Genomic DNA, 13,833 nt, shown 5'->3' with positions numbered 1-13,833 from the left:
GGCCCCGGGACCGCGCCGGTGGGGCGGCGGCCCGCGGGGCCCGTCGGGCGGGCGTCAGGCACGGAACCGAACGGGTTCACATGCGCCGGCCACCCCCTCACGGACGCGGCCGGTAGACCGTCAGCGCGTCCGGCAGTACGTCCAGGACCAGGGCCGGCGGCGCCTCCGCGTACTCGCCGTCGTAGGCGAGCGCCGTGCCCGGCGGGATGTCGCCGATGCGCAGGCTGCGCTGCCGGGTGGCGGTGTGGACGGGGGAACGGGTCAGCGGCCCCGCGAAGGCCGCGGCCAGCAGCCGCGGGCCGGGGCGGCCGCCGCCGTAGACGAGCCGCAGGTCGAGCAGGCCCTCGCCCAGGTTGTCGCGGCGCCGGGGCGTGGGGCCGGTGCCGTGGTACGTGCCGTTGCCCGCGAACAGCAGCCAGACGCTGCGGGGGCGTCCGGTCAGCCTCAGCCGCACGGGCCGCTCGGAGCGCAGCACCCGCCAGGCCGCGAGCAGCGCCGCCGGACCGCCGCCGATGCGCGGGCCCCAGCGGAGCCGGTGGCGCAGCAGCTCGGGGTAGGCGCCGATGCTGAAGTTGTTCAGGAAGTACCCGGACTCGCCTTCGGGCCCGGGGGTGAAGCGGCCCACTCCTATGTGGACGGCTTCGCCCGCGGTCAGGGCGCGGCAGGTGTCGTCCAGGCCGGCGAGGCCCAGGTCGAGGGCGAAGTGGTTGAGGGTGCCTCCGGGGAAGACCGCCAGGGGCACCCCCGCCCGCAGCGCCGCGGTGGCAGCGGCGTTGATCGTGCCGTCGCCGCCGCAGACCCCCAGCACGGTGGCCCGGGAGGCGGCGGCCGCCAGCTCCGCGGGCAGGTCCGGGCCCGCGCACTCCACGACCTCCGCCTTGGGGAGCCGCTCGCGCAGCAGGGCGGGTACGGCCGCGGAGCTGCCCGATCCGGTGTTGACCACCACCGTGAGCCCCTCGCCCTCGGGCAGGGCGGGCGCCCCGGCGGCGGCGCGCTCGTCACCCGGCACGATGCGGGCCTCCTGCGCACCGCGCACGATCCGGCGCACCACCAGTCCCGCGGCCACGCCCCAGGCGGCTCCGGCGGCCACGTCGGACGGGTAGTGGACACCCGTGTAGATCCGGGAGAAGGCGACGGACGCCGCGACCGGGGCCACCACGGCCGCCCAGCCGGGCGACTCCAGCGCGAGCCCGGCGGTGAAGGCGAAGGCGGAGGCCGAGTGCCCGGACGGGAAGGAGGTGGTCCGCGGCTGGGTGGTCAGCTGCCGCACCGCCGGTACGCCGTCCAGCTGCGGCCGCGCCCGGCGCACCGACCACTTGCCGACGGTGTTGATGGTCGCGGAGGCCAGTGCCAGGGAGGCCATGCCGCGCACCGCCGCCTTGCGGCCGCGGGTCGATCCGAAGACGGCGATGGCCGCAGCCGTGCCGCCCCACAGGACCCCGTGGTTGGCGGCCCGTCCGAGTCTCGGCAGGACCCGGTCGGCGCCGGGCCAGTGCCGCCGGGCCACCATGTCGAACAGTCCGCGGTCCCACCGCGCGACCGCTCCCTGCCAGGTCAGTTCCTGATCAACCATTTCATGCCCATACCCGCCGGATCCGGTCCGAATCAGGCTGGGCGTCCGTCCTGGTCCATCCGGGTCAGGCCTGTTCCTCCTCCTCGTGGGGGCGCTTGCGCAGCAGCAGCACGACCATGCCGCCCAACACCACCAGCCCCACCGCGAGGGAGGCGATGACCGGGGTCGCGGCCGAGCTCCCGCTGGACGCCAGCCGGCTCGCGGCCGGCGAGTCGGGTGAGTCCGGGGAGAGCGTCGCGGACCGGCTGCCCAGGGTGGTCGTGGCGGGCCCGCCGGTGGGCGTGCCGGCCGGGGCCGTGGTCCCGTCGGCGGCCGTACGGGCCTCCTCGTACTGCGGCCAGAGCGCCGAGGCCACCGCCTTGGCCGCCGACTCGCTGGAGCCGGCGACGATCTGTGCCCGGGCCGGGACCCCGCTCGTGAACACCCGTCCGACCGGCACCTTGGTCGCGCCCCGGACGGTGACCGAGGCCGTCCCGTCGGGGGTGCCCGCGGGCACCTCGAAGTACAGCCGGGTGCCGTTGCCCGCGGTCTCCAGCGGGCGCCCCTCGGCGTCCACCACCCGCACCCCCAGGGCGAGGGCGTCCGCGTCGGGGACGACCGAGACGCTGCGCGCACCGGTGCGCACGGTCACCGGGCCGAGCCGGCCGCCCACGGGCCCGGTGACGTGGCCCGGGTCCAGGGCCAGCGAGGCCGGCGGCTCGGGGAGCTGCCCGGCCTGCCGCTGGAGGTAGTCGGCCAGCTTCTCCGCCTCCGGATCGGCGGCCTCGACCGGGGCGCCGTCCGCCAGCCGCCAGATCGCCACCTGGGTCCCGGCCGCGGCGCTCTCCGCGGTGAGCGTCCCGGCGCCGGCCGCGTCCGCCAGCCCTGCCAGGTCGTTCAGCTGCGGGTAGGAGTGCTCCAGCACCCAGCGGATGCGCCCCGCCTCCCCGTTGCCCGCCAGGACGCTGCCGCTCCAGCCGCCCTCGGTGTAGCGGGCCTGGGGCTGCGCGTTGCCCTCGACCCCGACTCCGTAGGTCTGGAGCGTGCCGCCGCCGTCGACGCGCATCTCGTAGAGGCCGGCCGGGATCTGCCGGACCGATCCGTCGCCGCCGCGCAGGACCGCCTGCCCGTACGTCTTCAGCCCGTCCAGCACGGCGCTCGCCCCCTCGGCCGGGCGGCCGCCCACGGGATCGGTGTCGGCCGCCGCCGTCGCCCCCGGCGCGGCGGTGAGGGCCGCGGCCAGCAGGGCCACCGCCAGCGGGCGGCGGGCGGCGGACCGTGCGGCCGCGCTGACCGCGCCACCGGACCGGCCGGCCGCCGCGGCAGCGCCGCGGGATGCGGGCTCCGGAGCGGAATCGGGAGCGGAGGATGCGGGAACGGCAATCGACACAGTCTTCCCCTTCGGGCCAAAGACCCAGGTGCCCGTGAGTACGCGGGAATCCTATCCGTCGTGAACGCTCAGCCCACCGGCGCCCTCTGATTGCCCATCAGGGGAACGTCCGCCTTCACGATCCGGCGGAAGGCGGCCGTCCCGCGGTTCAGGTCGTGCCCGATGGCGGTCGCCTCGATGTCCGCCGAGAACCACCGGTTGCCGTCCCCGTCGGGCGGGTCGTCGCGCACCCGCAGCCGCCCGTGCACCACCAGGGGTTCGCCGACCGACACCGATCCGGCGAGGTTCACCGCGAGGGTCCGGCGCGCCCACACGGTGTAGAAGCTGGTGGTCCCGTCCGCCCACGCGTCCTTGCGACGGTCGAAGTACCGCGGCGTCACCGCGAAGCGGAACCTCGCCGCCGCGCCGTTCGGCGTCTCCTTGTAGTCGACCGCCGTCGCCACGTGTCCGACCAGCGTCACCTGGGTGTCGTTCATCCCGGCCGCCCTCCCCGCGCTCCCGGTGCGGACCCTCCGCACCGGCTGCACACCATGCTGGGGCGGTCCGCACGATCCCGCTCGCGCCTGTGGACTACTGACGGGTTGTGGACAACCGGCTCCCCCCTGCGGCGACCGCCGCGTACTGCTCGCGCACCTCCCGGTAGCGCAGCAGCTCCGCCGCCACCGGCTCCAGCACCCGGGCGCGGCCGCAGCCGGCCGCCGCCTGCCGCAGTCCGCGTTCGGCGTCCTGCCCGTAGCGCCGTGCCGGGCCCCGGGCCGCGAGGGAGCAGCCCCACTCCACGAGCGGCCCGCCGATGATGCCGGCCACCATCAGCAGGACCGGCGGCATCAGCCGCGGCTCCAGGACCCCCACGATCTGCCCGGCCAGCCACAGCCCGCCGAAGATCTGCAGCAGCGTCATGGCCGCCTGGCCCAGCACGGCCGCGGGCCACCACGCGGGCCGCGGCGGACGCACGGCGGGGACCGCGACCGCCGCGCCCAGGGTGACGGCCAGCTCGTCCAGCGCCTCCGGGAGCCCTTCGGCGCCGCGCACCGCCGTTTCCCGCACCGCCTGGGCCCACGGGTCGGGCAGGCCGACGACCGCCTCGTCGGCGACGACCCGTACGGCCTGTTCGACCCGCTGGCGGGCGGTCACCTCCTCCTCGGGCGGCGGCTGCGCCGCCACCGCGCCCCGGCCGCCGATCGACGCCAGGACGGCCAGGCCGCCCAGCGAGCGCGGGGCGCGCCGGCCCTCGTACCACCGCCACAGCCGCAGCCAGGGCGTCCCGCACGCCTTCCCGGCGTTGCGCCGCCAGGCGCGCTCGGCGGCCAGGCCGGCCGCGTACGCGCCGACGGCCTCGGCGAGCCGGTCCTCGAACTCGGCGCGCGCCACCTCGCCGATCTCGGGACCCGCGTGCCCGTCGGCGACGTACAGCGGACGCAGGCGCACGGCGGCCCGGTCGACGTCGGCGGAGATCCGGCGGGTCGCGGCGCCCTTCTCCTGGGTGAACTGTCCGAGGAGCTCGCGCAGTTCCCCGACGCCCTCGCCGGTGAGCGCGGACAGCCCGAGGACGGTGGCGCCGGGCTCGTCGTGTTCGCCGAGGGCGATGCCGTCCTCGTCGAGCAGTCGGCGCAGGTCGTCCAGGACGAGGTCGGCGGCCTCGCCGGGCAGCCGGTCCACCTGGTTCAGCACGACGAAGGTCACCTCGGCGTGTCCGGCCAGCGGCCGCAGGTAGCGCTCGTGGAGGACGGCGTCGGCGTACTTCTCCGGGTCCACCACCCACACCACCGCGTCGACCAGTGCCAGGACCCGGTCCACGTGGTCGCGGTGCGCGCCGACCGCCGAGTCCAGGTCGGGCAGGTCGACGAGGACCATGCCGCGCAGCAGTTCGGCCTCGGCGCTCTCGCGCGGGCGCCGGCGCAGCCGGCCGGGGATCTCCAGTCGGTCCAGCAGGCCGGCGGCCCCGTCGGACCAGCTGCACGCGATGGGTGCCGCGGTCGTGGGCCGGCGCAGCCCCGTCTCGGAGATCTGCACCCCCGCGAGTGAATTGAAGAGCGTGGACTTGCCGCTTCCGGTGGCGCCGGCGATGGCGACGACCGTGTGCTGCGGCGACAGGCCGCGCCGGGCGGCCGCCTCGTCCAGGACCCGGCCGGCCTCGGCGAGGGTCTTGCCGTCGAGGCGGGTGCGGGAGAGCCCGACCAGTTGGCGCAGCGCGTCGAGCCGCAGCCGCAGCGCCTGCCCTTCGGGGCTGAGCGGAGGCGCGGCCGCCTTGCCGCCGCCGCTCCCGGCCCCGGAGAGGGCCCGCACGAGCGCGTCGTCCCCCTCGTCGCCCTCCGCGCCGCCGTTCTCGGTGCCCCCCGCGCCCGGTTCGTCGGACGGGCCGGCGCCCGGGTCCGCGGGCCGGGGCCGGGAGCGCGCGATGAGCCCGTCGTCCCAGCGGTCGTCGGTACGGTCGGTCAGGGCGGTCACCGCGTCACCTCTCCTTCTGCAGTACGGACAGCGCGGCGATCAGCTCGGCCTGTGGTTCCGGGGTCACTTCGAGCGCCTCCAGGGGGGCGAGGCGGCGGTCGCGTTCGGCGCGCAGCACCTGGTCGAGGTGGTCGCCGACCAGCTCGCCGCCGCGGTCGCGCAGCCGTACGGCGGCCTGGACGCCGATCCGTTCGGCGAGCTTCTCCCCGGCGGGCCGGGCCCGCTTGCCGCCGAGGAGCGCCGTCACGAGCAGGGCGGCGACGGCGTCGGGGTCGGGGGCGGGCTGCCGTTCGAGGTGCGCGACCTCCTCCTCGGCGAGTTCCTCCAGTACGCGCCGCCAGCGCCGTACGGCCACGCCGATGCGCTCGCCCGCCTCCCGGTCGGGCGCGGGCAGCCGCACCGCTCCGGCGGCCGGTTCGCGCCGCCAGGCTTCGGCGATCCGTTCGTCGGCGGCGGCGACCGCGCACTGGAGCAGGGCGGTGAGGGACTCGGCGAGCGAGTCGAGGAGTTCGTCGGCGCTCGTGTCGAGCGGGTAGCCGCGCCAGCGGGTCAGCGCGTCGCCGGCCAGGACGGCCCCGCGGTCGAGGCGGTTGCGCACCCGCCTGCCCTCCCGCTTGTACGCGTCCTCGACGGCCGAGGCGAGCCGTACGGAGGCGGCGTACTGCGCGGCGACGGCGGAGGCGAGCTCGGGCATCCGCCGCCCGAGCGAGTCCAGGGCGCCGAGCGCGGTCCGCCCGACGGCGTACTGCCGGGCGGCCGGGTCCTGCGCGTGGTGGGCGAGCCAGGCGAACAGCGGCGCGACGGCACTGGCCGGCAGCAGCCCGCCGCCGCCGGCGGACTCGGGCAGCTCCGGCACGGTGAACCGCGGTACGTCGCCGAGCCCGGCCCGGGTGAGCAGTGCCCCGTACTGCCGGGAGACCTCGGCGAGCACCTGGTGGGGGACGCGGTCCAGGACGGTGACGAGGGTGGCCCGGTACTGCTTCGCGGTGCGCAGCAGGTGCCAGGGGACGGCGTCGGCGTAGCGCGAGGCGGTGGTGACCATCACCCAGACGTCGGCCGCGCACATGAGCTCGGCGGCCAGGGTCCGGTTCTCGACCACGAGCGAGTCGATGTCGGGGGCGTCGAGGACGGCGAGCCCGCGGGGCAGGGTCGAGACGGTCTCGATCCGCATCTCGCGGGTCGCGTGCGTGCGCCCCGGGCCGCGGTCGGCGCGGCCCCGGGACCGGCCGAGGGGCGTGTCCTCCTCCTCCCCGTGCGGGACCCAGACCCGCATGAGGTCGGGGAGCACCCGCATCCCGGCGAACCAGTGGTGGTCGTCCGGATGGCAGACGAGCACCGGTGTGCGCGTGGTCGGCCGCAGCACCCCCGCTTCGCTGACCTGCCGCCCGACGAGGGAGTTGACGAGGGTGGACTTACCGGCCCCGGTGGACCCGCCGACGACGGCGAGCAGCGGCGCCTCCGGCGCCTTCAGCCGGGGTACGAGGTAGTCGTCGAGCTGCGCGAGCAGCTCCGCTCTGGTCTGGCGGGCGCGCGGAGCGCCGGGCAGGGGCAGCGGCAGACGCACGGACGCGACCCGGTCGCGCAGGGCGGACAGGGCATCGAGCAGCTGAGGCCGAACATCCAAGGTCACCACATGCGAAGAATGCCCAATTTAGGACCATTTTTGAAGCTTATAAGTCCTCTGCGCGCCGACCGCGAGTTCTGGAGGGACATTTTCGACAGAACGGGCGAGTCGGACGCAGGCATAACGAGTGCACAACACCCAGCGCGCCGCGGCGCAAAAGCGATGCGCGAATCGCACCTGCCTGCGATTATCGGGACCGCTTCACCGAACCTCCACATCGTGGCACGCGGGTGAAGCAACCGGGACAAGGCGACCGGAGCCCTATCCTTGACCCGGCACGGACCGCAGTCCCACCCCCCACCGGGGGCTCCAGGCCCATCAGGGCCACCTTCCGGCCCCCGTAGCTCAGTGGATAGAGCAGGTGCCTTCTAAGCACTTGGCCGCAGGTTCGAGTCCTGCCGGGGGCACCACGTCCGCACCACCGTCAGCCCTCCCTCCGGGGAGGGCTTTCACGCAGGTCGGACGCACTTTAGCCCGGGGCCGGTAGCGACGGCGTAAGCACCCGGGAGGGCCTGGTGGGCGGGGCCGGCGCACCCGGTCCGCCCCCTCCCGGAGGCCCGTCCCGACGGCTCCGCGCGAGCCGGTACCCGGACCCCCGCGTTCCCTTTCCTGACGCCATAGGGGATAAATCGGCATTCCGGTTGAAGGCGGAACGAATGTCGGATCATCCTTGCCGTCATGAGTCCCGCCTCCGCCGCCCCCGGCCTGCCCGACCTGTCCGATCTGTCCGATTACGCCCATGAGTGGGCGCTGGTGGATGTGGAGACGTCCGGCCTGATACCGCGACACCACCGCGTGCTCCAGGTGGCGGTGGTCACCCTGGGGCCGGACGGGCGGCAGACCGGCGCGTTCTCGACCCTGCTGAACCCCGGCTGCGACCCCGGACCCGTGCACGTCCACGGACTGACCGCCGAACGGCTCCGGGGGGCGCCCGCCTTCGGCGAGGTCGCGGAGCGGATCGCCGCGCTGCTGGACGGCCGGGTGCTGGTGGCCCACAACGCCCAGTTCGACTACGACTTCCTGGCCCACGAGTTCGCGCGGGCCGGGCTGCACCTGCCCGTGACGCGGCGGCTGTGCACGCTGGCGCTGAACCGGCGGGTCGACCCGCCGACCGGGGACCTGCGCCTGGGGACCCTGGCCGCGCACTACGGCGTACCGCAGGAGAAGGCGCACGACGCACTGGACGACACCCGGGTGCTGGCCGGGATCCTGCGCGCCTCCCTGCGCGAGGCGGCCCTGCTGGACCTGCCGCTGCCGCTGGTGGCCTGCCCGCCCCGGCAGGACGCCCGGTTCGCCCCGAAGCCCCCCAAGACGCCGTGCGCGTACCGCAATCCGGGACGGCTGTCCGCCGGGAACCCGCTGGTCCAGGGCATGAAGATCGCCATCACCGGCGAGACCGCGACCGCCCGCACCGCGCTGGTGGCGCGATGCGCGGCCGCCGGGCTGAACGTGGTGGGTTCGGTCAGCCGGCACACCAGCGCCCTGGTCGCCGGCGACGCCGCCTCGGGATCGGCCAAGGCCCGGCGGGCGGCGGCCGAGGGGGTCACGGTCCTCGACGAACCCGCCTTCCTCCGCCTGCTGGACGACGTGCGGCCGGGCACCGCGCACGAGAAGCCGGCCCCGGCTCCCCTCGCGAGCGGGCCCGCGCCCACGCCGGTGGCCGCGCCGGTGCCGGTGGCCGCGCCGGTGGCCGCGTCCGTACCGGCCCCGCGCCCGGCCGAAGCGACGACCGCGGAGCGGCCGTTGGCCGGCCGGCGCGTCCTCGTCCTGGGCGGCACCCATCCGGACGCGTCCCGGGCGCGGGCCCGGATCGTCGCCCTGGGCGGGGCCGCCGCCGTGAACCTCTCCGCGAGCGTGACGGACGTCGTCCTGCTGTCCGGCGGCGAGCGCGACCGCCGGATGGCCCGGATCACCTCCCTGCGGGTGCCGGCCCACGACGCGCACTGGCTGGCCGGCCCGGCCGCCGCGGCCACGGGGAGCGGCCGGGGCCCGGCGCCGCGGGTCCTGCCGTCCGGCGGCGTGATCGACCTGCCCCGTGCGCAGGGGGCGGAGCGCTGGCACGTGAGCGCGTCCTGGGCACAGCAGACGCGGTGCGAGATCGACCTGGTCGCCTTCGTCGTCGACGAGGAGGAACAGGTCTCCTGCGACGAGGACTTCGTCTTCTACGGGGCGCCGGAGAGCCCCAACGGCGCGGTACGGCTGCTCGGCGACGGGCCGACCGAGCAGACCGTCGCCGTCGACCTCGCCACCCTGCCGCCCGCCGCCCGGAAGGTGGTCGTCTGCGCGGCCATCGACGGCGCGCCCGCCTTCGGCGACGTCGGCCCGGTGCAGGTCGTGGTGGCGCCGGGCGCCGGCGAGACGCCGCTGGCGCAGGTCACCGTGGACGCGGCCACCACCGAACGCACCATGCTGCTGGCCGAGGTCTACCGCCGCGGCCCGCTCTGGCGCCTGCGCGCCGTGGGCCAGGGGTACGACCACGGTCTGGCCGCGCTGGCCCGCTCCTACGGCGTCGACGTCGCAGACTGAACCCGACCCGGGCGTCGCGCGGAACGGCCGGCGCCCGGGGCCCGATCCGGGTACGGGTACGGGTACGGGTACGGGTACGGGTACGGGTACGGACGAGTGGCGGGGAGTGCGATGAGCGCGGTGCACACGGTGGACGCGGCCCGATACGCCGGGAGCCCGCCGGAGCGGGTCTGGTACACCTCGTACGGCTCGAACATGCACCTGGACCGCCTGGCCTGCTACCTCGCCGGGGGCACCCCCCGGGGCGCGGCCGCGGACCATCCCGGCCACCCCGGCTGCCGCGACCACCGCGCTCCGGAGCGGTCGGTGCCGGTCGAGCTGGCCGGCCGGCTGTACTTCGCCACGCGCTCCCCGGTGTGGGCGGGCGGCCGGGCCCTCTACGACCCGTCCGCGCCGGGCCGGATGCGCGGGCGGGCCCACCTGGTGACGGCGGAGCAGTTCTGCGACATCGCGGCGCAGGAGATGTACCGGGAGCCGGGCACGGACCTCGACCTGACCGGCGTACTGGGCACGGGACGGGCTTCGTTGGGGCCGGGCCGGTACGAGACGCTGATCTGCTGCGGCGTGCTGGAGGGGCTGCCGGTGCTGACGTTCACTGCGCCGTGGGCCATGGGCGAGGTGGAGTGGGTCGGGCCGTCCGCCGCGTACGTCCGGTACCTCGCGGCGGGCCTGCTGGAGGCGGGGCCGTGGGACGAGCGGTCCATCGGCCGTTACCTCGCGCGGTGTCCGGGCGCCGCGGGGCTGTGGAGCGCGGAGCGGATCGCGGACCTGCTGGTGGCGGGCTGACGGGGCGGGGGCCCGGCGGTGGCCGGCCCCGCAGGGCCGGCCACCCTCAGGGATGAGGCGGTGTGAGACTTCCGGCAGAGGGCGGTTCGTCCCGGAGGGGGACGCGCGGGAGAGGGCTCCCGGCCGAGACTGGACGACATGAACCGCCGTCCGCTCGTCATCGCCGCCGCCACCGTGGGAGTGCTCGCCACGGCCGCGTTCGCGCTGCCCAACCTGCCCCCCAATCCCCTCACCGACACGATCCACGACCGCGTGTTCGCGGAGCGCGGGCGGCAGTTCGCGACGGCCGCGGACGCGCCGACGCGCGGCAGGGCGGAGTTCGCGCTGCCGTCCTGGATACCGAAGGACGCCACCCACGTCCGGGTGAAGGTCCGCGCCAACGGCGAGGCCAGGCTGATCCGCTTCACCCTCGGCCACACCCCGCTGGACGGCCCGCAGTGCGCCTCGGGCACCCCGCGCAAGGTCGCGGCCCCGGAACTCGGCGCCCGCTGGTGGCCGCAGGGCGTACGGTCCGAGGCGCGGCCCGAGTGCCGGGACGTGCGCCAGTACCAGGTCGCCGTGCGCGGCAACCGGGTCTACGCCTGGACCGACGGCACCCCGTCCCCCGGCACGCCGGACCGGGCCGAGCCCGCACCCGCACCCCGGGGGTCCACGTCCCAGGTGGCGGTCCGCTAGGGAGCGTCGGCGACGTCGCCGGCCAGACAGGACTTCGACGACACGACCCGGGGCCCGGACCGGCCGCCGGTGGACGGGGCCGCGGCGGGGCGGCCGGCTCGTCTACCCTCGTGTGGTGATCGAGCGCGTGAACCAACTCGGCAGTGACGCACCGGAGAGCGGCGGGCTCCCCCGGGGCCGGAGCGTGGCCGTCTGGTCCCTGGACACCACGCTGCGCCGGGTCGGGGGCCGCGCGGTCGACGGCGCGTGGACGGTGCTCGACGCGGGCGAACGGGACCGGGCGGAGCGGCTGGTGCGCGCCGCCGACCGGCAGCGTTACCTCGCCTCGCACCTGGGGCTGCGGATCCTGCTCGGCGGCTGCCTGGGGCTGGCTCCCGAAGAGGTGTCCCTGGTACGGGAGGACTGCCCGTGCTGCGGCGGTCCGCACGGCCGTCCCGCCGTGGCCGGCGGCGCGGTCCACTTCTCCCTGTCCCACAGCGGCAACCTGGCCTACTTCGCCTTCGCCGGGACCCCGGTCGGCGTGGACGTCGAGGAGACCCCGGGCGCGTCCGCCATGGCGGACGTGCTGAGCAGCCTGCACCCGGACGAGACGGCCGAACTGACCGCGCTGCCCGGGCCGGAGCGGCGCGCGGCCCTCGGTCGCCTCTGGTCCCGCAAGGAGGCCTACCTCAAGGGCACCGGCACCGGCCTGGCCAAGGGGCTGGCGGACCCGTACATCGGCGCCGCTCCCGCCCCCGGCCCCCTCCCGGGCTGGACCCTGACGGACCTCCCCGCCCCCGCGGGCTACGCGGCCGCGCTCGCCGTGGCCGACCCCGCCCCCGGGCGGAGCCGGACGGGCTGACGGCCCGGCAGCTGACGGGCTGACGGCCCGGCCCGCCAGCGGACGGCGCGCGCCAGGCGGCGGACACGGGTCGCCGCGGCGAAACTCCGGTCCCCTGATGTCATCGGTCCCCTATCGTGACGGTCGTGGACATCCGCCGGGCCCGTACCGTTGCCGAACTCCGTGCCGCCGAGGCCCTCTTCGACGGTCCCGCCCGTCCGGAGTGGTCGGAGCGGTTCCTCGCCGCACCGGGCCACCTGATGCTGATCGCCTCCGTGGACGGCGTACCGGTCGGCATGGTCTCCGGCGTCGAGATGAGCCACCCCGACAAGGGCACCGAGATGTGCCTGTACGAGCTCTCCGTGGCCGAGGGCCACCGCCGGCGCGGCATCGGGCGCGCGCTGACCCTGGCCCTCGCCGAGGAGGCCGCGGCGCGCGGCTGCTACGGCATGTGGGTGGGGGTGGACACGGACAACGAGGCCGCGCTCGCCACCTACGGTTCGGCCGGCGCCCTCGACGAGGGCCTGTTCACGGTGCGCGGCTGGCCGCTGGCCGCCGAGACCCCGTAGGGCGCGTCCGTCACCGCCACCGACCCGGTCGCCCGGTCGGCGGCGTGTCGCGGGGCCACTCGGCGCACCCTCCGCGCGCCCGTCCCGCCGCTCGCCGAGCATCGGCGGCATGACCTCCACCACGCCCCGGCCCGAGGGTGCGCACCGCCGGCTCCCGCTGCGCGCCGCCGTCCTGCGCCCCGCCGTCCTCCTCCCGGCCGCCGCGCTCCTGGCCGGCCTCACCACGGCGGCGGCCCCGCCGCGGGCCGTCGGCGCGGCCGCCCCGACGGCCCGCTACGTCGTCGTCCTCAAGGACACCTCCGCGCGCGCCCCGGCGCGCGCCCTCGCCGACGAGGCGGCGCGGTCCGGCGACCGGGTGGGCGAGGTCTACGACACGGCCGTGAACGGTTTCGCCGTCCGCACCACCGCCGCCCGGGCCGCCGCCCTCGCCGCCGACCCCCGGGTGGCCTCCGTCGAGCCGGACGCCGAGTTCCGCACCACCGACACGCAGCCCGCCGCCCCCTGGCCGCTGGACCGGATCGACCAGCGCGCCCTGCCGCTGGACGGTTCGTACACGTACGCCGCGAAGGCCGAGGGTGTCACCGTCTACGTCGTGGACACCGGGATCAACCTCGCGCACCAGGAGTTCGGCGGGCGTGCCCGCAGCGGGTACACCGCGGTGTTCTTCGAGACCTCCGGCGACTGCGACGGCCACGGCACGCACGTCGCGGCGACCGCGGGCGGGGCGACGTACGGGGTGGCGAAGGGCGTGTCCCTGGTGTCGGTGAAGGTGGCCGACTGCCGGGGCCGCGGCCGGCTCTCGGGCATCCTCGGCGGCCTGGAGTGGATGGTGAAGGACGCCGTCGCCAAGCCCACCGCGCCGGCGGTCGCGAACATGAGCATGGGCGGGACGCCCAGCCGCGCCCTCGACGCGGCGGTGACCCGGGCGGTCGCCGCCGGGATCACCTTCACGGCCGCCGCCGGCAACCAGGGCAAGGACGCCTGCGCCGGCTCCCCGGCCCGCGTCCCGCAGGCCGTGACGGTCGCCGCGACCGATGCGCAGGACCGGTGGGCGGGTTTCTCCAACCACGGCCGGTGCGTGGACCTGGCCGCGCCGGGGGTGGGCGTGGTGTCGGCGTGGAAGGGCGCGGCGACGGCCACGGCGAGGGCCTCGGGCACCTCGATGGCCGCCCCGCACGCGGCGGGCGTCGCGGCGCTGATCCTGGCGGGGGGTGTCGCGCGGACGCCGGACCAGGTCGCCCGCGCCCTCGTGCGGGGCGCCGTGCCCGACCGGATCACCGGCGCACCGGCGGGCACCGCGAACCTGCTGCTGCACGTGCCGGTCGAGCGCTGACGGCTCCGGGCCGCCCCGGGCATTGACTTCTCGGCACCGCGACGCGTCAATGACGGCCACCGCACCGACCCTGCCTCCCCCACACGGCGGGCGGGGGTCGTCATGACGGA

Annotated in this window: 11 protein-coding genes and 1 tRNA gene; 7 read left to right on the top strand and 5 right to left on the bottom strand. The window is 76.5% G+C overall.

From position 1 onward, the window contains the following. Positions 1–97: 97 nt before the first annotated feature. The 5 genes from CP968_RS21570 to CP968_RS21550 form a co-directional block, all read right to left on the bottom strand. Entirely contained in the window at positions 98–1,573 is a 1,476-nt protein-coding gene (locus CP968_RS21570; RefSeq protein WP_150519561.1) for a bifunctional phosphatase PAP2/diacylglycerol kinase family protein, read from the bottom strand. 64 nt (positions 1,574–1,637) lie between these two features. Further along, positions 1,638–2,942, bottom strand: coding sequence for a thioester domain-containing protein (locus CP968_RS21565; protein ID WP_150519560.1), 1,305 nt, complete (start codon positions 2,940–2,942; stop codon positions 1,638–1,640). Positions 2,943–3,010: 68 nt separating this feature from the next. Continuing rightward, the gene (locus tag CP968_RS21560; RefSeq protein ID WP_150519559.1) at positions 3,011–3,418 is read right to left on the bottom strand and encodes a single-stranded DNA-binding protein; all 408 of its coding nucleotides are present in this window, start codon (positions 3,416–3,418) and stop codon (positions 3,011–3,013) included. Positions 3,419–3,512: 94 nt separating this feature from the next. Beyond that, positions 3,513–5,390, bottom strand: coding sequence for a GTPase (locus CP968_RS21555; RefSeq protein ID WP_150519558.1), 1,878 nt, complete (start codon positions 5,388–5,390; stop codon positions 3,513–3,515). Positions 5,391–5,394: 4 nt separating this feature from the next. Continuing rightward, entirely contained in the window at positions 5,395–7,014 is a 1,620-nt protein-coding gene (locus tag CP968_RS21550; RefSeq protein ID WP_189829095.1) for a dynamin family protein, read from the bottom strand. Positions 7,015–7,348: 334 nt separating this feature from the next. Here CP968_RS21550 and CP968_RS21545 point away from each other — a divergent pair. The 7 genes from CP968_RS21545 (at position 7,349) to CP968_RS21515 (ending at position 13,723) form a co-directional block, all read left to right on the top strand. Beyond that, positions 7,349–7,424 (top strand) — tRNA-Arg (locus CP968_RS21545). Between the two features lie 268 nt (positions 7,425–7,692). Beyond that, positions 7,693–9,540: a TerD family protein gene (locus tag CP968_RS21540; RefSeq protein WP_150519556.1), complete on the top strand. Its 1,848-nt coding sequence runs from the start codon at positions 7,693–7,695 to the stop codon at positions 9,538–9,540. 111 nt (positions 9,541–9,651) lie between these two features. Beyond that, on the top strand, positions 9,652–10,326 hold the full coding sequence (locus CP968_RS21535; RefSeq protein WP_150519555.1) for a histone deacetylase: 675 nt from the start codon (positions 9,652–9,654) through the stop codon (positions 10,324–10,326). A gap of 138 nt (positions 10,327–10,464) precedes the next feature. After that, positions 10,465–11,001 (top strand): hypothetical protein, encoded by a 537-nt coding sequence (locus CP968_RS21530; RefSeq protein ID WP_150519554.1) that lies wholly within the window; start codon positions 10,465–10,467, stop codon positions 10,999–11,001. A 115-nt stretch (positions 11,002–11,116) separates the two neighbouring features. Continuing rightward, on the top strand, positions 11,117–11,842 hold the full coding sequence (locus CP968_RS21525) for a 4'-phosphopantetheinyl transferase family protein (RefSeq protein ID WP_150519553.1): 726 nt from the start codon (positions 11,117–11,119) through the stop codon (positions 11,840–11,842). Positions 11,843–11,967: 125 nt separating this feature from the next. After that, a complete protein-coding gene (locus CP968_RS21520) occupies positions 11,968–12,390 on the top strand; it encodes a GNAT family N-acetyltransferase (protein ID WP_150519552.1) in 423 nt (140 codons plus the stop codon). Positions 12,391–12,499: 109 nt separating this feature from the next. Continuing rightward, positions 12,500–13,723 (top strand): S8 family peptidase, encoded by a 1,224-nt coding sequence (locus CP968_RS21515; protein ID WP_150519551.1) that lies wholly within the window; start codon positions 12,500–12,502, stop codon positions 13,721–13,723. The last annotated feature ends 110 nt before the right edge of the window (positions 13,724–13,833 follow it).

The organism is Streptomyces subrutilus, assembly GCF_008704535.1.
GTDB lineage: Bacteria > Actinomycetota > Actinomycetes > Streptomycetales > Streptomycetaceae > Streptomyces > Streptomyces subrutilus.
Note: the sequence above shows the minus strand (reverse complement) of the source record. Positions and strands in the feature narration are given on the sequence as shown.

What these genes read in the sequence shown, in the direction of transcription:
- CP968_RS21515 (WP_150519551.1), top strand. Translation starts at nt 12,500, where the DNA reads ATGACCTCCACCACGCCCCGGCCCGAGGGTGCGCACCGCCGGCTCCCG.
- CP968_RS21560 (WP_150519559.1), bottom strand. Translation starts at nt 3,418, where the DNA reads ATGAACGACACCCAGGTGACGCTGGTCGGACACGTGGCGACGGCGGTC.
- CP968_RS21535 (WP_150519555.1), top strand. Translation starts at nt 9,652, where the DNA reads ATGAGCGCGGTGCACACGGTGGACGCGGCCCGATACGCCGGGAGCCCG.
- CP968_RS21570 (WP_150519561.1), bottom strand. Translation starts at nt 1,573, where the DNA reads ATGGTTGATCAGGAACTGACCTGGCAGGGAGCGGTCGCGCGGTGGGAC.
- CP968_RS21530 (WP_150519554.1), top strand. Translation starts at nt 10,465, where the DNA reads ATGAACCGCCGTCCGCTCGTCATCGCCGCCGCCACCGTGGGAGTGCTC.
- CP968_RS21540 (WP_150519556.1), top strand. Translation starts at nt 7,693, where the DNA reads ATGAGTCCCGCCTCCGCCGCCCCCGGCCTGCCCGACCTGTCCGATCTG.